This is a genomic window from Psychrobacter sp. 1Y1 (genome assembly GCF_051847395.2).
In the GTDB taxonomy this organism is placed as follows: Bacteria; Pseudomonadota; Gammaproteobacteria; order Pseudomonadales; family Moraxellaceae; genus Psychrobacter.
In genome coordinates this window covers 134,809-159,560 of sequence record NZ_JBPYDF020000001.1, presented here as the reverse complement: position 1 = coordinate 159,560, position 24,752 = coordinate 134,809, and the positions used below count along the sequence as shown (strand labels likewise).

The following is a 24,752-nucleotide window of genomic DNA, read 5'->3' as shown; positions in this document are numbered from 1 at the left end:
AGTCGAAAGACTACTTGGGGTTGTATGGTCAAGTAATGAAGCGCACATGGTGGATGCCTTGGCAGTCAGAGGCGATGAAAGACGTGACAGCCTGCGATAAGCTTCGGGGAGGCGGCAATATCCTGTGATCCGGAGATTTCTGAATGGGGAAACCCACCTACCATAAGGTAGGTATCCTAATTTATTAGGAAGCGAACGAGGGGAAGTGAAACATCTCAGTACCCTTAGGAATAGACATCAATTGAGATTCCCCTAGTAGCGGCGAGCGAACGGGGAGAAGCCGATTAATGCTAATGTAGAAGAACAGCGTGGGAAAGCTGACCGTAGTAGGTGATAGTCCTGTATTCGAAACATTAGCGTTAACATATTAAGTAGAGCGGGGCACGAGAAATCCTGTTTGAAGATGGGGGGACCATCCTCCAAGGCTAAATACTCCTGACTGACCGATAGTGAACCAGTACCGTGAGGGAAAGGCGAAAAGAACCCCTGTGAGGGGAGTGAAATAGAACCTGAAACCGTGTGCGTACAAGCAGTGGGAGCCCACTTGTTGGGTGACCGCGTACCTTTTGTATAATGGGTCAGCGACTTATATTCTGTAGCAAGGTTAACCGTTTAGGGGAGCCGTAGGGAAACCGAGTCTTAATAGGGCGTTTAGTTGCAGGGTATAGACCCGAAACCGAGTGATCTATCCATGAGCAGGTTGAAAGTGCCGTAACAGGCACCGGAGGACCGAACCCACTGTCGTTGAAAAGCCAGGGGATGACTTGTGGATAGGGGTGAAAGGCTAATCAAACTCGGTGATAGCTGGTTCTCCCCGAAAGCTATTTAGGTAGCGCCTCGGACGAACACCATTGGGGGTAGAGCACTGTTTCGGCTAGGGGGTCATACCGACTTACCAAACCGATGCAAACTCCGAATACCGATGAGTGATATCCGGGAGACACACGGTGGGTGCTAACGTCCATCGTGGAGAGGGAAACAACCCAGACCGCCAGCTAAGGCCCCAAATTCCTAGTTAAGTGGGAAACGAGGTGGGAAGGCATAGACAGCTAGGAGGTTGGCTTAGAAGCAGCCATCCTTTAAAGAAAGCGTAATAGCTCACTAGTCGAGTCGGCCCGCGCGGAAGATGTAACGGGGCTCAAACTAGGAGCCGAAGCTGCGGATTTGAATTTGTTTTCAAGTGGTAGGGGAGCGTTGTGTAAGCCTGTGAAGGTGTGTTGTAAAGCATGCTGGAGGTATCACAAGAGCGAATGCTGACGTGAGTAACGATAATGCGAGTGAAAAGCTCGCACGCCGGAAGATCAAGGGTTCCAGTCCAACGTTAATCGGGGCTGGGTGAGTCGACCCCTAAGGCGAGGCCGAAAGGCGTAGTCGATGGGAAATCGGTTAATATTCCGATACTTGTTTATAATGCGATGGAGGGACGGAGAAGGTTATGTCAGCCTGGCGTTGGTTGTCCAGGTGAAAGGATGTAGGTTTATAGCTTAGGTAAATCCGGGCTATTCTATACCGAGATCTGATAGCAAGCTGTACTTGTACAGCGAAGTGGCAAATACCATGCTTCCAGGAAAAGCTTCTAAGCAATAGTTATAAACGAATCGTACCCTAAACCGACACAGGTGATCAGGTAGAGAATACCAAGGCGCTTGAGAGAACTCTGCTGAAGGAACTAGGCAAAATGGTACCGTAACTTCGGGAGAAGGTACGCTGTTGATGGTGATAGGACTTGCTCCTTGAGCTGTTGGCAGTCGCAGATACCAGGCTGCTGCAACTGTTTATTAAAAACACAGCACTCTGCAAACACGAAAGTGGACGTATAGGGTGTGATGTCTGCCCGGTGCTGGAAGGTTAATTGATGGGGTTAGCGTAAGCGAAGCTCTTGATCGAAGCCCCAGTAAACGGCGGCCGTAACTATAACGGTCCTAAGGTAGCGAAATTCCTTGTCGGGTAAGTTCCGACCTGCACGAATGACATAATGATGGCAGCGCTGTCTCCAGCAGAGACTCAGTGAAATCGAAATCGCAGTGAAGATGCTGTGTACCCGCGGCTAGACGGAAAGACCCCGTGAACCTTTACTACAGCTTTACATTGAACTTTGACCTGACTTGTGCAGGATAGGTGGGAGGCTTTGAAGCCGAGACGCTAGTCTTGGTGGAGCCAATCTTGAAATACCACCCTGGTCATGTTGGGGTTCTAACTCAGGTATAACAATACCGAGGACAATGTATGGTGGGTAGTTTGACTGGGGCGGTCTCCTCCTAAAGAGTAACGGAGGAGTACGAAGGTGCGCTCAGACCGGTCGGAAATCGGTCGAAGAGTATAAAGGCAAAAGCGCGCTTAACTGCGAGACCCACAAGTCGAGCAGGTACGAAAGTAGGTCTTAGTGATCCGGTGGTTCTGTATGGAAGGGCCATCGCTCAACGGATAAAAGGTACTCTGGGGATAACAGGCTGATACCGCCCAAGAGTTCATATCGACGGCGGTGTTTGGCACCTCGATGTCGGCTCATCTCATCCTAGGGCTGAAGCAGGTCCTAAGGGTATGGCTGTTCGCCATTTAAAGAGGTACGCGAGCTGGGTTTAGAACGTCGTGAGACAGTTCGGTCCCTATCTACCGTGGGCGTTGGAAATTTGAGAGGATCTGCTCCTAGTACGAGAGGACCAGAGTGGACGAACCTCTGGTGTTCGGGTTGTCACGCCAGTGGCATTGCCCGGTAGCTACGTTCGGATGGGATAACCGCTGAAAGCATCTAAGCGGGAAGCCCACCTCAAGATTAGATTTCCCTAAAGAGCCGTTCAAGACTAGGACGTTGATAGGCAGGGTGTGGAAGCGCAGCGATGCGTGTAGCTAACCTGTACTAATTGCTCGTTTGGCTTGACCATACAACACCCAAGTGGTTTGTATACAAGTCTAATTAATCTATCTTGTATAAGCTGTAGTGGCTTATAGAATAAAGAAAGAATATTTCGATATCACCTTTAACCTTGATTCAGTTAGGTTACAAGTTGATCGACAACAAGCTTAAACTTGAAGTCAACAATAACAACAACAGACTCATATCTAACCCCCTTTGCTGACGACAATAGCGCGATGGCCCCACCTGATCCCTTCCCGAACTCAGAAGTGAAACATCGTAGCGCCAATGGTAGTGTGGTTCGCCCATGTGAGAGTAGGTCATCGTCAGCTCTCTATTCTAGATAAATCCCCCGACATTAGCTTGTCGGGGGATTTTCTTTGTGTGCGGGTTGGTGGCAGATCTACTGATTTCAGTCTAATTTATTCTAGCAAGCGTATTTCAGTATTGATTATAGAAAAACTTGAAGGTATGCTATTTTTTATTGAAAGCGCTTCTAACTTGTAAAAAGCACTGTATTAAAGACAAAGCCATCATTAGACTAATAAGGAAGTATGCGTGTCAATTTGGTTGCTAGTTCTAATATCATTTATGCATATTACTATTGGCGGGGCTTTTGCCTTCGGGTTTCTTTTCTATATGTGTGCAGAGGGAAGCCCAAGCTTAACCAAAACTGAGAATAATGTTCTCTTTACCTTGCTGATTGGATATGCAGCTTCGCTTGTAATCAGTGTTGGAATGGCTGTTTATTTTTACGTATTTACTACTAGCGATTTATATTATTGGTGTTTCGCCATACCGTGGGTACTACTGATTCTACTGTTAGGTTATTGGGCATATATTTTAGCGAAATTTAACACATTTTGAGGATACTGTTGGCATGTCTGGCCTGATTAATTACTTCTTAAAACAACTCACCTATCTCAGGTATCTCTTCAAAATCAAAACCTAACTGTTCATCTTTACGCTGTTTCATTTGTTCTATACGCAGCTTCCGTCCTGCGATAAGCCGTAGCACCTCGCGCTGCTGCTCTGTCGTCATATCATGCCATCGCTGGCGCTCAGTTCGACTACGCAGGCAACCAAAGCAATAACCCTTCTTATTGCTTTGACAAAGACCAATACATGGATTGGCAATCTCGAACAGCTCAAACTGTTGATTCATGACTCCTCCATAATGACTACCGTCATTCCTTTGACCTGCATAAAATCACTGTACAACATTATTATGTCGCAAATACTGACTAATAGTGTGCCATTTTATTATTATTATTTCCGTCTAGCGGGTGCTATGCTTAGCTTTGATAGCCTTTATAAGATAATCATAACAAAATTAATAAGTGAGATGATACGTGAACTTGATTTATATCCATGGATTGGACAGTGATGCCAACTCGACCAAAGGGGTGTTGTTAGAAAAATATTGCCAGCTTCATTATCCTGATATTGATGTGCTGCGTCCTGATTTAAATAAAACCCCTGCGCAAGTGTGTGAGCAACTACTGTCTTTAATCAAAGCGCTAAATGATACTGAAGATGGAAAATCAGCAGATAAACAGACTGAGTTATCAAATACGGTATTAATCGGCAGCTCGCTAGGTGGGTATTTTTCTACTTTGATAAGCAACCAGATAGGCTGCCCAGTTTTATTGCTTAACCCTAGTATCCAGCCCCATATCACTTTACAGCGTTTCTCTAATCAATCAGTATCAAATCAAGATAACTTAAATGAGTCATCTACTAGCAAAGTCCTGCATACGACAGCGGGTGGCTGGAGTATTATGCCTGCAGATTTACAGTGGTTTTCAGATAATCAACTTTTATCAGTAAATTATCCTGATAAAGTTGCTGTACTGCTAAAAGAGGGCGACGAGCTGTTAAATTCTGAATTGTCTAAAGCTTTTTATCAAGGTAAGGGCGCATCGGTAACGGTGCAAGAGGGTGGCGATCATCGGTTCAGTGACTTTGATGAGCAGCTACCGATGGTGATGAATATCTTACAGAGGTGAGTACAACCTTAAATAGACGACATTATATGACGTAAGCGATGGAGTATTGACGTTAACGTCGCTATTTTTCGTTATAATGGTTTAATAGAATTAAACGCACGCGAACAGTTAAGGATGCATTTGTGAGTCAATATAATGCGCAATCGTTAGAAGTTTTAGAAGGTCTTGAGCCAGTCCGTCGTCGTCCAGGTATGTATACCGATACCACGCGCCCGAACCATTTGGCGCAAGAGGTCATTGATAACTCAGTTGATGAAGCGTTAGCTGGTTATGCTAAAACCATCAAGGTGCAATTGCATAGTGATGGATCGTTGTCTGTCGAAGATGACGGGCGCGGTATGCCAACTGATATTCACCCTGAGTTTGGTCAATCTGGTATTGAGCTGATTTTGACCCGCTTGCATGCAGGTGGAAAGTTTTCGACTTCTAATTATGAAGTGTCAGGTGGTCTACATGGAGTGGGTATCTCTGTCGTCAATGCGTTATCAACTCGCGTTGAAGTTACGGTATGGCGTGATAGCACACAGTTTGATATGGCATTTGAAAATGGTGCACCAGTTACGCCATTGACGGAAGCAGTTAGCTCAAATAAGCGCAAACGTGGCACCAGAGTACATTTTTGGGCAGATGGTAGTTTCTTTGATACGCCCAAATTTAATGTAAAACAGCTCAAGCACAATCTAAAAGCAAAGGCTGTTTTGGCCGCCGGACTGACGATTGAATTTACTGATGATATCAATGATGAAAAGGTCGTTTGGCAGTTTACGGATGGGGTAGTCGAGTATCTAAGCGAACAACTAGATGGTTTGGAAACATTACCTGAAGCACCGTTTTATTATAATTACGATGCGAAAGCAGGCGAACGAGCGGCTATTACCTTTGCCTTGTCTTGGTTGCCTGATGGTGGCACGCCGATTCAAGAAAGCTATGTCAATCTTATCCCAACAGCTCAAGGCGGTACGCATGTCAACGGACTGCGTACGGGCATCTTAGAGGCATTGCGTGAGTTCTGTGATATTCATAATTTGCTACCACGTAGTGTGAAGCTAACCGCAGAAGATGTCTGGGATGGGGTGAACTATATTCTGTCTCTGAAGTTCTCTGAGCCACAGTTTTCTGGACAGACCAAAGAGCGTTTATCTAGCCGCGAAGCGGCGGGCGCTGTACAGACATTGGCAAAAGATGCCTTTAGCCTATGGTTAAACCAGCATGCGGAAATGGGCACGCAAATCGCTGAATTGGCGATTAATAAAGCAGGTCGTCGTCTGAAATCTGCCAAAAAAGTCGCTCGTAAGAAAATTACTCAAGGTCCAGCATTACCTGGCAAGTTGGCAGATTGCCGTGGTGATTTGCGTGATGGCGCTGAGTTGTTCTTAGTAGAGGGTGACTCTGCGGGTGGTAGTGCTAAGCAAGCAAGAGATCGTCATTATCAGGCAATATTACCTCTGCGTGGTAAAATCCTAAATACATGGGAAGTATCATCAGATACGGTGCTATCAAGCCAAGAGATTCATGATATTGCCATTGCTATCGGTGTCGATCCTGCCTCTGACGATTTGTCCGAGCTGCGGTACGACAAGATATGTATCTTAGCAGATGCTGACTCTGATGGACTCCATATCGCGACATTGATCTGTGCTTTGTTTGTGAAGCATTTCCCTGCACTAGTGGATGCGGGTCATTTGTTTGTGGCCATGCCGCCATTATACCGAGTGGATGTGGGTAAAGAAGTTCATTATGCATTGGATGAGCCAGAGCTTGCACATATCTTGGCTAACGTACCGGGCAATAAAAAAGCTCAGATTACACGTTTTAAAGGGCTTGGTGAAATGAGTGCTGAGCAACTACGTGAGACAACGATGAGCCGTGATACACGCCGCTTAGTACAGTTAGATATGGATGACATGGTACTGACCAATAGCGTGATGGATATGCTATTGGCTAAGAAACGTGCCTCTGATCGCAAGTCGTGGCTTGAGAGCAAAGGTGATTTGGCCGATATTTCTTAACACTTAGCAATGAATCTAAAGAAATATGGGTGCAGAATATCGAAATAGGTCATTACTTATATTTATGGCTAAACGATCTATCACATAATAAAAGCACGCAAAATTCAGCCTAGCCACAAAGGCTTAATGGTATTATGTCAGTACCTTTCATTATATTGTGCTGTCATGATACCGAAGATTTTTAACCGTTCTAAGTCTGTTGTTTCTAAACCTGCGCGTTCCAAAGTACTCCCAAAACTTAGCAAAAAGCATTTGGGAGACAAGGTTCCAAAGCGTGGCAACAAGTTTGCGCCTGTTATTGCATCCGCGCTGTTAAAGGCGTCAGGTTGGCGTACGGTAGGCGAGATTCCAAATATCTCACAAGCTGTAGTGCTTGCTCTGCCACATACTTCTAATGTGGATGGTATTTATGCGATTCCAAGTCTGTTTGCATTAGATATCAAAATCAGCATTATGGGCAAGCACACACTATTTAAAGTGCCTGTGTTTGCGCAATTATTAAATTGGATAGGGGTTATTCCTATCGATCGTGGTAATAAAGGCTCTGTGCTGCAAGCCAGTATAGATAAGTTCAAAACTGGTGAACCATTATTTTTAGGATTATCACCAGAGGGAACACGGCAATATACTGAGTCGTGGAAGACAGGCTTTTATTATTTAGCGGTGGGTGCTGGTGTACCGATTTTGCCAGTAGCGATGGACTACAATACTAAAGAAATACGGTTTATGTCGCTGGTTTATCCTACAGGTGATATCGAAGCAGATTTACCAAAAATATATTCTCAGTATAAAGGGGTGCTACCAAGACACCTTGAGCGTTTGTCGAAGCCACTACAAGACATAAATAATACAGCTGAATAAGCTAGATAGTATAAATATTAGTTCAATTAGTTAAGTTAAAATCATTGGTTGTATGACAGGTACGAAAACTCAAAGCTGTCTATAACTAAGTTCTAATGATTGTTATTGGAAAAGCCCCTGATATGATGGTATCAGGGGCTTTTTTTGAATAATATTTAGATACCTATCAGCTTAACAATTTAGAACTGTGGCTGTCCATTAGAGGCACTAACACCGCCATCGACAGGTAGGTTTACACCAGTAATCATAGAGGCGTCATCGCTCGCTAGGAAGGTAATGGCGGCGGCGATATCCTCTGGAGCTGCCAAACGTCCAAGCGGACAGCGAGCTAAGAACTTATCCGTTTTAGACTCATTGTCTTGGATAGCCGTAGTCATATCGGTTTTGGTGACACTTGGATTAACCGCATTAACACGAACACCATCCGAACCATGATCTAATGCCAATGTACGGGTTAAATTAGTCACACCTGCTTTAGCAGCATTGTAAGCAGCCATATTCCAGTCACCACCCACGCCTGAAAGCGATGAGATATTGACGATATTACCCTTTGATGCAATCAAGTGAGGCATAGCCGCTTGAGAGACGTAAAAAGTCCCGTTTAGATTTACATCGATAGCAGAGCGCCAATCGTCAGCAGATAGTTCTGTGATTTTACCTTGGGTTGCTTTACCTGCATTATTTACCAAGATATCAATTTTGCCAAATTTGTCGATAGCGCGCTCAACCATCTCTTGTACTTGGCTTTGGACACTAATGTCGCATGTAATAATGAGGTAATTATCGGTATGAATCCAAGTACGATCTTGTGGTAATTCTTTGGCAGTTTCTTCTAGTGTTGCTGCCGTACGTCCTACTAGAACCACGCTAGCGCCTTCCTCGGCAAAACGAATAGCAGTTGCACGGCCAATACCAGAGCCTGCACCCGTTACAACGACGGTCTTTTCTTTAAAACGCTTCATAATGTTTAATCCTTATTATTATATAATAGTCGTTAAAAATTCGATGATTAAAATTTCAATGACTACGGTTTCGATAAATACAACTAAGTACAGTTTGTCATCCATAAACTTGCACGCAAGCAATACTGCTTTGATATCATCATAACAAGTGATCGCTTTGAAAGCGACTGTCTCTGATAGTGCTTATGTAGCATAATTTTGCATCATTCAAATATTTGTAATACGCGATAATGATGTTGTTATCATTACGAGCTGGCATGTGCGATATTCACCATACGATAATAGAAGGTTGGAACTTGTGTCCCATTCGATTACTACCATGCCCGACTGGGGCTACCTGACGACCGAGCTAGTCAGTTATTTACAAGCAGATGCTATGGCAGTGACTTTAGCAGGCATGCATACGATTGAGCATGAATACAATGCTCAGTATATCGCTCGTCACTATCAATATCAGTTGCCACTTGGCAAGCTACAGCTGTTGGAGCTGACACTATATCTACCCTATGATACAGAGTCAGTTGATATTGAGGCTGTACGCATGACTGCGGTCAAGTCAGCACTTACATGGTACAAGCCATTATCGTCTCAAAATGAAGAAAATGCTTCAGTTGGTTACGAAGCTATGATTTTTGATATTCAGCTTGTCGGAGGAAGTAGCAGTCTTAATCAATATGATAACAATGACAGTGCAAACCATTCAAACAGTGCTCTACAGCGACTTAAACACAATTTTGGTGTTCGTTACTTTTTAGAAGACTTAGTTGTCGACATGAGCGAAAGCATGCAGCAGCTGCAGGTCTTTAGCTGGGATGATTGGTACTCAATAGCAGCAGCAGTACGCACCCCATGTGAGTTGTGGCGTTTCTTAGCTTATCATCTGGAGCAGCTTCAGCAGTCGGCTGTAAATCATATTCCAAGTTTTGAATCGGAAGATGCTTTGGTTAAGCGCTTTTTGCAAAGCCCAGACCTGTTTGCTCCTGCCATTGTAGTTGACAATGCGCTCATCAAAAATGAAGTACAAGACGAACCTAACTCAGCACTGGTCGCCATCACACTTGCCTACAAAAACCAAAGTTCAACTGCTCAAATGTACCATCAGCATATGATACAAGCGGCCACGATATGGTCTCAGCTAAGTATGCAGATGATAGATACGTATGGTAAAAAGCACGCAGCTAATAATGACGACCAAACAGCAATACCGCTCGCTCACTGGCAACAACAACTGCTAGATGAGTCTTTGTTTTCACGTCACGAGCTTATCCGTACGCTATATAGACACCCTAAACAAAGCGCAGCGCTGCAAAAAGATGGCTATGTGGTACATCAACATTCTTATGAAAGTTTGGGCCGTCATTATGTACTGGTTTTTTATGGTCAGGAGTCAAAAGGGCCTAATAGTAAAGCCGCTGTCCAACCAAAGCTAGCAAAGATCGCACAGGACGTTGCCACACGTTTGCCAATTATTGAGCTACATCATGTAGTCGTGCTTGGTATCGACTTTATCACTGAGAATAATGAGAATTTTTTCGATATTGATTTGTGGATTCAGCCAGTTGATGCGATGACTCAAAGGGAGCGCCAACTTACTAAGCAAATGCAGAAACTAAAACAACAAGAGATGAATAAGCAAAATACACCACCTGCTAGTAGCGTAGAAGATAGTAAACCTGCGAAGGCACAAAAAGAAAAATTGCCTCAAGTACAAATGAGCTTAACGATTCCAGCGCGTAAAGATAAGCAGTAGATAGACGTAGTTAGCTTTCTACCCGTTTATTAATAAGAAGAGCCATAGATTTATTAATATATTTACTGACATAAAAAAAGACAGCCTAGGCTGTCTTTTTCGTATCTAAACTAAACAATCAAAAATACTTATTTATTGATATCGTCATTGAGACCGCTACCAGGAAGTACGTTATCACTGTTGTAGATGTCATTAGTATCAACACGTGGTGTATCAACTACATCGGTACGTAAATCAGTGGTAGGTGTGCTAGCAGCAGAGGGCGTGTTTTCACGAACTGAATCAGCAACTTTTTCTTGAGTTGATGAACTTGGCTGTAGCGCAGATTTTGCTTTCGCTTCAGTGCGTTCATGATCCATCTTATCCTGCATTTTACGTAGGAAGCGAGCTGCAGCTTCTTGACCACCAAGACCAAATGATAGGGCAAAGGCAACGGCTACCGCGCCTAGTGTTAGACCAAATGCTAGGTTAACGATCGAATCGGCAATACCCATCGCTTTTAGACCCATTGCTAATACTAGGCCCATGATCAATACACGTACGATGTTTGCTAGGAATTGTGAACCTTGCTCTGAACGTTCAACCACACCTGCAATGATATTGGCAAGCCAGAATCCAATGAATAGGATAATTGCGCCTAGGATGATGTTTGCACCGAATGCGATAAACATCGTGATAATAGCTGAGATAGGCTCGAAACCTAACAAGTCAGCAGCTGCAATGGCAGCAAATAGCATAGCGAAGAAGATAATCGCATAACCAACTAGGTCAGAGATTTTCTTGTCACCCATGGTTTCTTGTAGACCAACTTTCGCAGGTAATTGATTGATTTGAGTGTTCTCAATCAGACCTTTGATGATGTTGGCAACCATGCGTACAACATAGAAAGTTACTACTAGGATAGCGACTGCCATAAAGATGTTTGGCAAGGCTTCCATAATTTTGTTAAGCATATTAGTCGCAGGGCGAGCAATCACTTCGATTTTTAATGCATTTAGAGCAGCAATAATGGTTGGAATAATAACCACAAGAAATGCTAATGAACCTGCAATATTAGGTAAGCTGTTTTGCTCACTTAAACCTGCTTTTGACGCCAATTCTTGTACATTAAAAGTAGAAACAAGATTGGTGACGATGCCGCGTACGACTTTGGCAATGATATAACCAACGACGAAGACCACACCAGCAATCAAGATATTAGGGATAAAGCTAAAGATTTTGTCGACCATATTAGTCAGTGGGGCGAACAAACCATCAAGCTCTAATTGACCAAGTACCATGGTCAACACAACCAATAAGATGAACCAGTAAACCATATCAGCAATCGTACTGCTCATTGGTTTTACACCAGCTTGTGCACTTAAACGCTCATCCATAGAGGTTTTCGCGAGTGCAGCGTTGATCGCTGTGCGTGCGACAGTAGCCACGACCCAACCGATCACACCAAGTGCGATAGCGCCGATAAGATTAGGGATAAATGCCAATACTTGATTAACCATATTTGCGAATGGTGCTGAGATAGAGTTTAAGTTTAATTGGCTAAGTGCGCCTGAGATAGCAATGATGAAAATAAACCAGAAAACAATTTTGGAGATGATACCTTCAAGGTCGTAGGTCTTACCAGTTGAAGAGTTCATACGCTGATTGAGATTAACTTTAGAGAGTACGCCGCGTACCAGTGCTGCGATACCAAGGGCTATTAGCCAACCAATAACGAATATCAAAATAGCACCAATGATGGAGCCGATAGGTCCACCAAGATAGCCGTTAAAAGATGTGTACATTGGGTTCATCTTATCCTCCTTGAAGCATCTTATATAACTCGCCAAAAACAATGTTCATACAGCGATTAGTGAGCAAGACATACAGATGGTTGTCATAAATAGTATTTTTAGAATCAGTTATATAGAGATATTATCGTTTTTGAGCATAAATTATTATCAGCAGTATCTCTTATTTATATTACAGTGACTTCGCTATCGTTATCTGCTTATTTTTGATAAAAATTAACGCTCGGTTACTTATCTCCTTAACTAAATCAGCTTAGCTGATGTATTGATGGATTTAAAGACAGAAAGCTTTACCTGTTACTATATTTGTGTGATAACTTGTTATTATGATAGAAGATATTAACATAGACTATACATTGACCCGATAATTTCGTGCAAAGCGTGGTTCCCAAAACTAAGATTTGTTATTATAGAGGAATGTGACATCTCGCCACTATTCTTACAATTAGAGAGTACTTTATGAAAAAAATCACTACTTTAGGCGTTAGTGCACTTGCTAGCGCTATGTTGTTAGTAACAGGCTGTAGCACCAACAATGGCAATCAAGAAACAGCCGCTCAAAGCGTTTCCATTACTGAACAAAGCTCAGCTAGTGAAAAAGTAGGTTATAGCTTAGGTTTCATGATGGCAGAAGGCAATAAAGACGCTGTCAAAGATCTAGACCTAAATACTTTTGAAAAAGGCTTCCGTGATGGCTACGAAGGCAATGAATCAGCATTGACCCAAGAGCAGATGCAACAAGTATTGATGGACTATCAAAAAGAGCAAGAAGAGCAGTTTGTTAAAGACATGGAAACCAAAGCGACAGAAAATAAAGCCGCTGGTACTACGTTCTTAGCAGAAAACGCCAAAAAAGAAGGCGTTAAGCAAACAGAGTCTGGTTTACAGTATAAAGTTATCAAAGCAGGTACTGGTAAATCACCAAAAGCAACTGACGTGGTTGAAGTAAATTACGAAGGTAAATTGCTTGATGGTACGGTATTTGACAGCTCTTATGAGCGCGGTGAGCCAATCGAGTTCCCACTAAACCAAGTAATCGCTGGCTGGACGGAAGGTCTACAGTTGATGAAAGAAGGCGGAAAATACGAGTTCTATATCCCATCAGACATCGCTTATGGCGAAGCGGGTAACGCTGGTATCGAGCCTAACAGCACGCTTATCTTTACTGTTGAGCTATTAAAAGTAAAATAAGTATCTAAAGCAAATATTGTTTAGGTACTTAACTTAAAAAAAGCCTTCATATAGTTATGAAGGCTTTTTTACGACTAATATTTTATCTCAGACTGATACCGAGCTTACAAAGCAAATATCAAATTGGCGATAAATTATAGATTCTTTTGAAAGACTTTAGAGTTACGGCCATTATGGTATTTTTCTAAACGTGCTTCAGGTAAAGCGCTGGCTTCAACTTCAGCAAAGCCTTGCTCGACGAACCAATGTGCGGTACGAGTGGTCAAAACAAACAGCTTATACAAACCATGACTGCGCGCTTGCTGCTCTAGAAATGCCAATAAATCTGCACCGCGGCTACCACTACGATACTCAGGACGTACGGCAACACAGGCAACTTCCGCTGACTCTGAGTCTAGCGTATGCAATGCTGCACAGCCCAAAATCATACCATCGCGCTCAATTACACTATAATTATCAATCTCTTGCTCCAAGCGCTCACGTGAACGACTGACCAAGATGCCTTGTTCTTCTAGAGGTGACAGCAGCTCAATCAGACCAACCACGTCATCGATATTAGCACGGCGAATTTCTTCATAAGGATCATGGCTAATCAGCGTACCAGAACCATCACGTGTGAATAGTTCTTCTAGTAATGCGCCGTTTTTGGCATACGAAATAATATGCGTGCGATGCACGCCTTGACGACAGGCCAAACTTGCACAGTTTAAGAAATAATTAATTTCGCAATTTAAATCGCGATCACGTAAGAAACGATCAACTTCATTAGGAATCATTTCACGTAATAAACGATCGTCGTCGTTGATACCTGCTTCTTCACCTAAGAATATAAGCTTATCAGCACCCAGTGCTACGGCAGCGCTTAGAGCCACATCTTCAGCCAATAAGTTAAATACTTCGCCAGTCGCAGAATAGCCCATCGAGCCTAGTACAACGATATGGTCGTGAAGTAGATTGTTTTTGATGGCTTCTACATCGATAGAACGCACTTCACCCGTCATTTGGTAATCGATACCTTCACGGATACCGTATGGGCGCGCTGTCACGAAATTACCTGAAATCGCATCGATACGCGAACCATACATCGGAGAATTGGCCAGCCCCATGGATAGCTGAGCTTCAATCTGTAAACGAATAGCACCAACGGCTTGTAAGATAGATGGCATCGCTGCACGTGGCGTAATACGGATGTCTTGATGTAGCGGAGATTCGATATTAGCGTCTTTTAAGTTCTTCTCGATTTGCGGTCGTGCCCCGTGTACCAGTACTAGCTTGATACCCAAGCTATGCAACAAGGCAAAATCATGAATAAGTGTGCTGAAGTTCGCATGATTGACCGCTTCACCACCAAACATGATCACGAAAGTTTTGCCGCGATGGGTATTAATGTAGGGTGCAGAGTTACGGAACCAATGGACGTATTCAGGGTTAATCTGGGGCATGGAGCTAGTAGTCATAATGGGAGCAGTAGTCGTTAGAATAAGAAAAAGGGCGCAGCAAAAAAATGCCTAACGCTAAAGATTTACCATAGCAAAAAACGCGGTTATGAGCTATCTTTTATTTCAGCTGTATTCAAGCATTCTGATTGCCAATCGCTGATATACACAACCTCAACACTGGGTTAATGTACGCACAAATGCTTTTTGTTATGCTAAGCGCTATTGCTTTACAGATGCTGAGCGAAGATAATCAGGTTAGATAAGTGAGTTCATGTGTTTCATAGATTGCATGAACTATTTCACAGAGATATCTTATATACATCGTAATGCTTTTTATCTGTTGAACAGATTATAAAAATAACTTAAGTTGCACCATCTGTGTTTTACCGATATATCAACCAGGGATAATGAAAATCATGAAAAAAAGTAACCAGTTTGCTAGCCCGTTCAGTGCTTGGAGCGGCCACCGCTTATTTCACGTTGTTGCCGGTACGCTCATCGGTGCAATGGTAGTTACACAAGCCTCAGCGATGTTACCAACACCAGAGCAAGCGGTTGATAGCTCAATGGCTATTCAGACAAATGCCAACAAGAACAGCAACTCAAGTGCTCAAGCCGTTAACAGCAGAATTACAGCGTCGTTGGTCAGCGTTGATGCCAATGGTCAAGAAGTACTCGTCCCTGTAGATACCAATACTCGTTTGCAGTCAGGTAATGTATTGGAATATCAAGGGTACTTTACCAATACCAATGCAGATCGCGTCCGTAAAATGACCGTCACGATGAGCATTCCAGAGCAGGTAGAACTATTAAAAACCGTTGCTCCTGAATTCCCATATGGCAGTGTAGATGGCAATAATTTTGCTCGTATGCCATTACGTACCAAGGTAGATAATCAACTACAAGATGTCGCGCTTAAATATTATAAAGCGGTACGTTGGGACTTAGAAGGTGTAGGCCTAAATGATACTGTCGCTGTAAAATATCGCGCGCGCGTTAAATAGTCGCTTACGTTGTTGGTTTTGCCGCTGTGCCTAGTAAAATATCGCGCGCGCGTTAAATAGTCCTGAATTTTTGGATCAGAACTTAGCTAGTATTGATGTAGCTAGCACTGAAAACTATCAATTTAGTACTGAAAGCTATCAATAAAAAAGCACCACAGTTTATAGCTGCGGTGCTTTTTTATGGTGTGACAGGACGTTTGATAATTTTACTGATAAGTAATTAATAATACTCAATTATAGCGTGGCATATTTGCTATTAGATTTCTCTTGGATAAGTTGTTTAATTGCATTGATTTGCGGCGTTGTAGCTTGAGCACCTGCTTGTATTAGACTGCGTCGCTGCCTAGTATCTATCGAACTGTTATGACCGATATTAGGAGTAATAATAATATCCGCTCGATCTCGCTCACTTTGAATTGATGCGGCGCGATTAGCAGTCAGGTTGGTAGCTAGAATATTGGTTTCTAGAAAGCCCCAAAAGTCACTCAATGAGTTTATAGTCGGTATTTGATTATTAGTACTACCATTGCCTTGAGCTCCCGTCACATCTACAGCAATGACAATGTCAGCACCCAAGTCATAGGCGCTATCTACTGGTACTAAACTGACCACACCACCATCGATATATTTTTTACCAACCTTTTCAGGAATACGCGGGGCAATAAAAATATTGGGTACACTACAGGATGCTTGTACGGCAAGCCCAGCATCGCCAGTGGTAAAGACCGCTTTTTTTAGAGTGTGTTTTTCTGCTGCGATTGCCGCAAAAGCAATGGGGAAATCCTCTATGGCACGCGCATTCACTTTGTTATTAATAAAGTTTTTTAACTTAATACCTTCGATAAATCCTTGATTGGACAAGGTAAAGTCTGTGAGCTGGCTATCAGTAGTGGTCAATGCCAATTGCTCAAGCTGTGCAGGCGTGTAACCACTGGCGTATAAGCTACCAATCAAGCTACCCACACTCGTACCGACCACCAATGTTGGTTTGATACCATTTTCCTCTAGAGCTTTGATGACCCCCACATGGGCAAACCCTTTCGCACCGCCACCACCCAAAACCAGTGCGACAGTAGGAGCCTTAATAACAGGCTCTAGTGTAGCAGGAGTAGTCGATGGCAACGTGCTACACGCACTAATATACAAACCGAGAATTGGTATTAAGCCCAACCTCAGTAGTTTTAGATTATGACGAATCAGATTGTGACGAAACTGACGAGGCAAAATAGAAATAAGCATAGAAAAACACCTTACGAAATTGCCAGAATTCAAAAAATAAGACATCAGTTATTGATATGATGAGAAGAAGCGGTTTATCTATAGTAGATGGACTGTATAGATGCTATTTTACTAAATAGCCTAGCATAAGCAATTGTATTGTCAGCTATAATGAAATGAGTCGAATTTGTTATACGTACTATCGTTATGGCTATTCTGTGGTACAAGTCATCATGTACAGCCTATTAAAAATGCTCGATTTAGCATACAAAAATTAAAAATAATATTGTTAGGATCTTTAATGCCAATATCGGAGAGTCATGCCTCATCTAACTCATTAGATCACTTTAGATCTGATATGCCGCTGTCAGCACTAGATATGCCAGTGTCTGCGCTAGCAGGTGTAGGGGTAAAAGTCGCAGAGCAGTTGGCGCAATTGAATATCAAGCGGATATTCGATTTGCTATTACATTTGCCCCGTGATTATGAAGATCGTAGTCGACTGGTATCAATCGCCGATATAGAGCATGGACAGTCAGCGCTAATTACTGGTCATATCGTCCATGTCGATACCAAGCGCAGTGGGATGACTGTGACGGTGGACGATGATACGGGTACGATATCATTGCGGTTTTTCAAGGTCTATCGTGGTCTGGTACAGACTATGAATTTAGGAACACGCTTACAGCTATTTGGTGAGGTCAAAGTCAGCCGCTACGGCAAGCAGATACATCATCCTGAATATCAAGTCATCACTGACAATACAGTCATGACTGATACGGGGTTGCAGCCTATTTATCCTACTGTCAAAGGCTTACATCAAAACAAGCTGCGTACTTTAATTAAACTGGCATTGCAAACGGTTCGGAGCCAAGGTCTGCCGATGACATTGTTTACGGCTGAAGATTTTGCAGTTGTATCTGATTTGGCATTAGTGCCTTTTGAGCCATCTAAATCAGCGGTGTCAGAGGCCGAATATACCGAAGATATTTTTTCGACGTTAGCACGCAGCGTACCTGATAACGCGATTGGCAATAGCGTATACAAGCCCAGTCCCTCTAACTATCAGGCAGATAATGACATACATAACGTCGCTGCCAGTATTGCTCAGCACAATGTCTATAACTTAACGATATTTGAAGCATTGGTACTGCTGCATACGCCGCCTACTTATACCAGCGCGTCTCAGCAATACAAACTATTCACTCAACTCAGTGCCCGTACGCATGCTGCTTGCCAGCGCTTGATTATTGAAGAGTTGACTGCGCATCAGCTCAGTTTGCTATATCGTCGCCAGCAGCTACATCAGCATAAAGCGCCCAAATGCACTACCAATAGTCCTCTTGCTGACAAGTTGTTTTCTGCATTGCCTTTTGATCTAACGGGTGCGCAAAAAAGAGTGATGAAAGACATTACTGCGGATATGGCGACCTCAATTCCGATGCTACGACTGGTACAGGGAGATGTGGGTGCTGGCAAGACGTTGGTGGCAGCAGGGGCAGCGGGTTATGCGCTCGATAGTGGCTGGCAGGTCGCGGTAATGGCACCGACTGAGATTTTGGCAGAGCAGCATCTACTGAATTTTAAGCAATGGTTTGAGCCATTGGGCATTGGTGTCGGTTGGCTCGCCGGTAAGCAAACGGCCAAACAGCGCCGTGAAGCTTTGGAAGCGGTTGCAGAAAATACCGTGCAAGTGGTGGTCGGTACTCATGCACTGTTTCAGGAGCAAGTTCAGTTCGCTAAGTTAGGTTTGGTTATCATTGATGAGCAGCATCGATTCGGTGTTGAGCAACGCATGGCATTGACCAATAAAGGCGTGGCTAACAGTACCCCGCATCAGCTAATCATGACCGCAACACCGATTCCAAGAACCTTAGCGATGAGTGTCTATGGCGATATGGATACCTCAATCATTGATGAATTGCCACCGGGGCGTACCCCAATTACAACGGTAACTATCGATCGCAATCGACGCGATGAAGTCATAGAACGTATTGCGATTAATTGCGAAGCGGGCAGGCAAGCGTACTGGGTATGCTCACTGGTAGAAGCGTCTAGTGTCTTGGATGCGCAGGCAGCCGAAGCCACTTATGAGGATTTAAATGAACGTCTAGATATTCGTATTGGACTGGTACATGGCAAGATGAAGTCTGCTGATAAGCAAGCCATCATGCAGGAGTTCAAAGCAGGTAATTTGGACTTGCTGATTGCGACGACTGTCATCGAGGTAGGGGTTGATGTGCCCAATGCATCGTTAATGGTTATCGAAAATGCGGAGCGTTTGGGACTCTCACAATTGCATCAGCTGCGCGGGCGAGTCGGACGTGGCTCGACCAAAAGTTTCTGTGTACTGTTATATCAAAAACCGCTATCAGAGACAGGTACTGAGCGACTAAATGTCCTACGCGATAGTACTGATGGTTTTGTCATTGCTCAAAAAGACTTAGAGCTACGTGGGCCAGGAGAGCTGTTAGGCAAACGTCAAACGGGTAACGTTGGCTACTATCTAGCCGATCTGATCCGTGATGAGCAATTATTTGCCATTGCTCAGCGATTAGCGAAGCATTTGATAGCAGACCCTGCGCGAAAAGCAGATGTCAGCCAATTGATTCATCGCTGGATGCCTGAGGCAAGTCGCTATACCAATGCCTAGCGTTTAGTACCCAGTGTCTAGTAATCAGTGCTTAGTGTGTAGTACCGGTATTGGCAAATAGGTTCATTGCGTCATCGAACCTAGCTCTGGATATAATCAAACAGTATAGCCGCAAGGTTAAAATTATTTATAGACAACACTCCATCCATAGTCAGCCGTTGAATACATCAGAGATTCAGCGATTGACTACATGCGCTCTTATTTCTTTAAATTGGTCGATATGCCTTGAACATTGCACAGATATTCGGTCTAAGTTTCAATTAAATTTATGAACGCTAGACCCTATATATATAAATAAGATGATGGCTAAATATATGCTATTCTCGATAGTTTGATGAACTATTATAATAATAAACAGTGCTTTAGAGAACATCGTAATACTCTCTGTAAGTAACGCTCATAGCCCTATATCAGGCTATCCAAACATTGCTTCAATTGCGTGTCACTTTTTATTATTGCTGTGACTGATTGATATTTTTAGTCATTCTATATCGAGTATTTCAATATTGACTGTACCTACAGAGAGTTATCATGAGCGATTTTGAAGAAACCCATTCTAAGCCGTCAGCTGAATCTGAGCTGCCGCCATATCGTCAAACTGACACTGTATCTCAAAGGCCATCTGCGAAACCACCAATATGGTTGTGGCCCGTGTTAGCAGCCGTACTAGTGATTGGGGTGCTGCTTGGGAAGTACTGGGGCAATGATAGTAATGCAGCTACAGATGAGTCAGCAACTTCTAATTCTGTCGCAAACGATCAAGCAACCGGCAGTGACGCCAGTATTGAGCAATCAGTACTCTCAGTAGAAACAGTTAGTCCAAGCCAAAATGATATCGGCAGCACCCTCAGTGCCGATGGAACCATCAATGCTAAAGATACTGCGAATGTCAGTGCAAAAGTCAATGGTGTGGCTATCGAGCGTATTTTGGTCGAAGAAGGCGACCGCGTTAGAGCAGGTCAAGTCTTAGCCGTGTTCGATACTGATGCCATGGAGCAGCAAGTGCTACAGGCGCAAGCAGATGTCGCAGAAGCGGAAGCCACCCTTGCCAATGCCAGCGCCGACGCTGCACGTGTGTTGCCATTGATCGATATCGATGCCATCAGCAAACAAGAGGCTGATCGCTACCGTACCTCGGAAGTACGTGCCAGAGCCGCTTTGCAAGCATCCAAAGCCCGTTTGAGCAATCAGCGTTTGACATTAGAGAACGCAAAAGTCGTCGCTCCTGTCAGTGGTATTATCAGTGAAAAAATGGTAGAAGTCGGTCAAGTGGCAGGCGGAGATCCGCTATTTACGATTATCAAAGGCGGTGTGTTGGAATGGCGAGCAGATATAGATCCTAAGCTTATCGGGGATATAAACGTCGGTACGCCTGTACAAGTCAGTCTGCCGGGTGGTGATACAGTGATGGGGCAAGTAAATCGCATCGCACCCACCGCAGACAACAACCGCCAAATTACGATTTATGCTAGCCTAGCTGCCAACTCAAAGATACGTGCAGGCATGTATCAGACAGGTGAATTCCTATTAGGAAGTACCAGTACGCAAACGATTCCTAATAGCGCCGTGGTCAGCAATGATGGTTATGATTATGTGATGCTCGTTACCGAGTCGACTACTCGAGACGATCGCTCGATGGGACGTATCAAGCAGCAGCGAGTCACATTGGGTGAGCGATTGGGCGAGAGCGTAGCAGTGCTAGAGCCTTTGCCAAGTGACAGTCGTATCGTAAAACAGGGCGGTAGCTTCTTAAATGATGGTGACCTAGTGCGCGTTGTTGATGGTGTAACTCAAACTAGTAAGCCAGTGCAGGCACAGCCATGAGCTTAAACGTCTCCGCTTATTCGATAAAGAACCCGCTCGTTGCTATCTTGCTATTTGTGCTGCTGACGTTGGGCGGCATTTACGGTTTCATGAAAATGAAAGTCCAGCAGTTTCCGGATATAGACTTGCCAGCGGTGGTAGTCACGGTGACGCTACCGGGTGCTGCGCCTTCACAGCTCGAAAACGATATCGCCAAAAAGATTGAAAATAAACTGACCAGTATCGAAGGCGTGAGTCATATTCGCACCACGCTACAGACGGGTGCGGCAACCATTGCCACTGAATTTACCTTAGAAAAAGACATTCAAGAAGCGGTAGACGATGTGCGGTCAGCAGTCGGTGAAGTACGTGGTGATCTACCAGCTGCGGCTAATGATCCTATTATTACCAAAGTATCTACTGCTGGGTTTCCAGTGGTTACTTACTCTGTCGCTGCTGAGAATATGAGCGTGGAGGATTTATCTTGGTTTGTTGATGATACCGTTACCAAGCGGCTATCAGACATACCAGGCGTTAGTACCGTGAGCCGTGTTGGCGGGTTGCAGCGTGAAATCACGGTTGCTGCCGACCCGATTGCGTTAAGTGGTTTGAAATTTTCTATTTCGCAATTATCGCAGCAAATCGCTGGTATCCAGCAAGACAGTTCTGGTGGGGAGGCGGAAGTTGGCAATACGACTCAGACCATCCGTGTTCTCGGTGCTGTTGAGCGAGCAAATGAGCTAAACGATTTGCAAGTGGCTGTTCCTACGGGGGGCACACAAGCTTTAGGTCGTATGGCAGAAATCACTGACGGCGCAGCAGATCCAAGCTCGATTGCTAAGCTGGACGGTCAAACCGTGGTGGCATTTAACATCACTCGCTCGCGCGGTGCCAGTGAAGTCGATGTGATGGAGCTGGTTGATGAGGAGCTTGCCAAGCTGACAGCGGATGTCGGTAATATCAGTATTGAAAAAGTCTATGACCGAGCGACACCCATTGCAGAAGATTATGAAGCCTCATTAAGAATGCTCATCGAGGGTGGTCTGTTGGCTGTAGTGGTAGTCTTCCTGTTTTTGCGCAATATTCGAGCGACTATTGTTGCCGCGGTCGCTTTGCCGTTATCAGTGATTCCAACCTTTTTGGGCATGTATTTATTTGGCTTCAGTCTTAATATTATCTCATTACTGGCATTATCATTAGTCATTGGGGTGCTGGTCGATGATGCAATCGTTGAAGTCGAAAACATCATACGCCATCTACGCATGGGTAAAACACCTTATGAAGCGGCGATGGAAGCCGCTGATGAAATCGGTCTCGCCGTCGTCGCCACCACTTTTACTTTGATTGCGGTGTTTTTACCAACAGCCTTTATGGGCGGTATCGTTGGACAGTTTTTCCGTCAGTTTGGTTGGACGGCTGCCTTATCAATTTTTGCCTCGCTGATGGTAGCTCGCCTGATTACACCGATGATGGCGGCCTATATATTGCGACCTGAGAAAAAGCATGTCGAAAAACAAAGCGCGATGATGAAGTACTATCTTAAGATTGTGTCTTGGACCCTACATCATCGCTGGATAACCATGGGTGCAACACTTGTTTTATTTGTAGCCTCATTAGCTCTGATTAAGCTGCTACCCACGTCATTTATCCCTGATAATGATATCGATCAAACTCGAGTGGCTATTGAGCTGACACCTGACGTATCGTTGGCAGATACTGAGCGCGTGGCGGCGCTAGCAAGTGCTCGTATTTTGGCCATGCCTGAGGTGACCAATATCTTTACCTCAGTGGGAGAGGCACAGGCATCGATGGGTGCGTCAGATGGTGGTGGCGGCAAGGCTGAAAACATCGCAGGTTTGGATATCGTGCTTGCTCCGCGTGCAGAACGAGACACTAAGCAAGAGATAGAACGCAAAATTAGCAAACTAATGACAGAAGTGCCAGGAGCACGGTTTACAGTTGGGCTATCGAGTGGTGGTGAAAGTGGCTATAACTTTTCATTAACCAGTACTAACCCGCAATTGCTTGAACAAACTGCACAAAAAATCATGTCTGAGATTCGAGGGCTATCAAGTGCAGGCGCTGTGACCAGCGATCGCAGTCTGCCACGTCAAGAGCTAACGGTAACGCCAGATAGGTTGGCAATGGCGGATAAAGGGGTCACCACGCAAGATATCGCTACGACTTTACGTGTGGCGACCGTAGGCGACTACGAACAGCAATTGTCCAAGCTCAATCTTGATACGCGTCAAGTACCAATCGTGGTACGTTTACCTGATGTGGCTAAGCAAAATGTTAGCCAACTAGAAGGTTTGTACGTGCCGACTACCATGCCTGCAGGTCAAGGCGTGCGCGTCGGTGAGGTTGCTACGCTAGACTTTGGCACTGGGCCTGCACAAATTAGCAGACTGGATCGAGAGCGTGCTATTAGTATCACGGTACAACCTGCTAGTGGCGAGCTTGGCGATTTGGTACAGGCGGTAAAAGCAGTACCGACCATGCAGCAACTGCCGCCTTCGATTACCATCATTGATCAAGGCCAAGCCGAAAACATGGCAGACCTCTTTAGTGGCTTTATCATTGCGATGTCCGTCGGTGTGGTTTGTATTTTAGGTGTGCTGATTCTACTATTTGGTCGTTTGTTGCAGCCTTTTACCATTTTAATGGCGTTACCTCTGTCGATTGGTGGGGCGTTTGTCGGCTTGGTTATTACCAATAGTAGCTTATCGATGCCGTCGATGATTGGTTTTATTATGCTCATGGGTATTGCGACCAAAAACTCTATTCTATTGGTCGATTACGCGTTGATTGCCCAGCGCCGAGGGCTGGCACGCTTTGAGGCTATTGTAGATGCGTGTCGCAAGCGTGCACGGCCTATTATCATGACGACCATTGCGATGGGTGCAGGTATGCTGCCATTAGTATTTGGTTGGGGCGATGCAGATCCTACCTTTAGACGACCGATGGCAGCAGCGGTATTGGGTGGTCTAGTAACTTCTACGCTATTGAGCTTGGTTGTTATTCCTGTCGTCTATACCTTGATGGATGATTTATCTGGATGGTTTGCTAAGTGGCTAGCTCCACATGGTAAACCTAGTGACTTCTAATAGTCACTTCTCATAGAGAGCCAAATAGTGAGCCAAATAGTGAGGCAAATAGTGAGGCAAATAGTGAGGCAAATAGCTAACCAAATAGTTAGCTAAGACACG

General features: G+C 44.3%; 14 protein-coding genes and 2 rRNA genes. 11 read left to right on the top strand and 5 right to left on the bottom strand.

Going from position 1 to position 24,752, the window contains the following annotated elements; all coding sequences use genetic code 11:
- The first annotated feature begins 26 nt into the window (after positions 1–26).
- Positions 27–2,882: ribosomal RNA gene (locus ACS8FA_RS14650) — 23S ribosomal RNA — on the top strand.
- Positions 2,883–3,072: 190 nt separating this feature from the next.
- Positions 3,073–3,186, top strand: a 5S ribosomal RNA gene (gene rrf, locus ACS8FA_RS14645).
- Between the two features lie 572 nt (positions 3,187–3,758).
- Here rrf and ACS8FA_RS14640 read toward each other — a convergent pair.
- Positions 3,759–4,019, bottom strand: coding sequence for a DUF1289 domain-containing protein (locus ACS8FA_RS14640; protein ID WP_394125003.1), 261 nt, complete (start codon positions 4,017–4,019; stop codon positions 3,759–3,761).
- Between the two features lie 187 nt (positions 4,020–4,206).
- On the opposite strand from ACS8FA_RS14640, the gene ACS8FA_RS14635 reads away from it, so the two are divergent.
- The 3 genes from ACS8FA_RS14635 to ACS8FA_RS14625 all read left to right on the top strand — a co-directional run bounded on the left by ACS8FA_RS14635 (position 4,207) and on the right by ACS8FA_RS14625 (position 7,733).
- A complete protein-coding gene (locus ACS8FA_RS14635) occupies positions 4,207–4,863 on the top strand; it encodes a YqiA/YcfP family alpha/beta fold hydrolase (RefSeq protein WP_439264307.1) in 657 nt (218 codons plus the stop codon).
- A gap of 122 nt (positions 4,864–4,985) precedes the next feature.
- Positions 4,986–6,872 (top strand): DNA topoisomerase IV subunit B, encoded by a 1,887-nt coding sequence (parE, locus tag ACS8FA_RS14630; RefSeq protein WP_102092137.1) that lies wholly within the window; start codon positions 4,986–4,988, stop codon positions 6,870–6,872.
- A 165-nt stretch (positions 6,873–7,037) separates the two neighbouring features.
- Entirely contained in the window at positions 7,038–7,733 is a 696-nt protein-coding gene (locus ACS8FA_RS14625; RefSeq protein WP_439264310.1) for a lysophospholipid acyltransferase family protein, read from the top strand.
- Positions 7,734–7,912: 179 nt separating this feature from the next.
- Here the strand turns inward: ACS8FA_RS14625 and budC are convergent, their stop codons facing one another.
- Positions 7,913–8,695 (bottom strand): meso-2,3-butanediol dehydrogenase, encoded by a 783-nt coding sequence (gene budC, locus ACS8FA_RS14620; protein ID WP_179799604.1) that lies wholly within the window; start codon positions 8,693–8,695, stop codon positions 7,913–7,915.
- 298 nt (positions 8,696–8,993) lie between these two features.
- Between budC and ACS8FA_RS14615 the strand changes: the two genes are divergently transcribed.
- Entirely contained in the window at positions 8,994–10,445 is a 1,452-nt protein-coding gene (locus ACS8FA_RS14615) for a hypothetical protein (RefSeq protein ID WP_439264312.1), read from the top strand.
- 128 nt (positions 10,446–10,573) lie between these two features.
- Here ACS8FA_RS14615 and ACS8FA_RS14610 read toward each other — a convergent pair whose 3' ends face one another.
- Positions 10,574–12,238 carry a mechanosensitive ion channel gene (locus ACS8FA_RS14610; protein WP_439264314.1) on the bottom strand — a complete coding sequence of 555 codons (1,665 nt, stop codon included), beginning with the start codon at positions 12,236–12,238 and terminating at the stop codon, positions 10,574–10,576.
- A gap of 456 nt (positions 12,239–12,694) precedes the next feature.
- Between ACS8FA_RS14610 and ACS8FA_RS14605 the strand changes: the two genes are divergently transcribed.
- The gene (locus ACS8FA_RS14605; RefSeq protein ID WP_439264315.1) at positions 12,695–13,426 is read left to right on the top strand and encodes an FKBP-type peptidyl-prolyl cis-trans isomerase; all 732 of its coding nucleotides are present in this window, start codon (positions 12,695–12,697) and stop codon (positions 13,424–13,426) included.
- A gap of 134 nt (positions 13,427–13,560) precedes the next feature.
- Here ACS8FA_RS14605 and argA read toward each other — a convergent pair whose 3' ends face one another.
- A complete protein-coding gene (argA, locus tag ACS8FA_RS14600; protein WP_057762129.1) occupies positions 13,561–14,883 on the bottom strand; it encodes an amino-acid N-acetyltransferase in 1,323 nt (440 codons plus the stop codon).
- A gap of 398 nt (positions 14,884–15,281) precedes the next feature.
- Between argA and ACS8FA_RS14595 the strand changes: the two genes are divergently transcribed.
- The gene (locus tag ACS8FA_RS14595) at positions 15,282–15,869 is read left to right on the top strand and encodes a hypothetical protein (protein WP_179799601.1); all 588 of its coding nucleotides are present in this window, start codon (positions 15,282–15,284) and stop codon (positions 15,867–15,869) included.
- Positions 15,870–16,103: 234 nt separating this feature from the next.
- Here ACS8FA_RS14595 and ACS8FA_RS14590 read toward each other — a convergent pair whose 3' ends face one another.
- A complete protein-coding gene (locus tag ACS8FA_RS14590; protein WP_439264317.1) occupies positions 16,104–17,108 on the bottom strand; it encodes a patatin-like phospholipase family protein in 1,005 nt (334 codons plus the stop codon).
- A 280-nt stretch (positions 17,109–17,388) separates the two neighbouring features.
- Between ACS8FA_RS14590 and recG the strand changes: the two genes are divergently transcribed.
- From recG to ACS8FA_RS14575, 3 genes are all read left to right on the top strand, one after another.
- On the top strand, positions 17,389–19,740 hold the full coding sequence (recG, locus tag ACS8FA_RS14585) for an ATP-dependent DNA helicase RecG (RefSeq protein WP_439264319.1): 2,352 nt from the start codon (positions 17,389–17,391) through the stop codon (positions 19,738–19,740).
- A 531-nt stretch (positions 19,741–20,271) separates the two neighbouring features.
- On the top strand, positions 20,272–21,564 hold the full coding sequence (locus ACS8FA_RS14580; RefSeq protein ID WP_439264321.1) for an efflux RND transporter periplasmic adaptor subunit: 1,293 nt from the start codon (positions 20,272–20,274) through the stop codon (positions 21,562–21,564).
- Positions 21,561–24,650: an efflux RND transporter permease subunit gene (locus ACS8FA_RS14575; RefSeq protein WP_439264323.1), complete on the top strand. Its 3,090-nt coding sequence runs from the start codon at positions 21,561–21,563 to the stop codon at positions 24,648–24,650. Before ACS8FA_RS14580 ends, ACS8FA_RS14575 begins: the two co-directional genes overlap by 4 nt.
- The last annotated feature ends 102 nt before the right edge of the window (positions 24,651–24,752 follow it).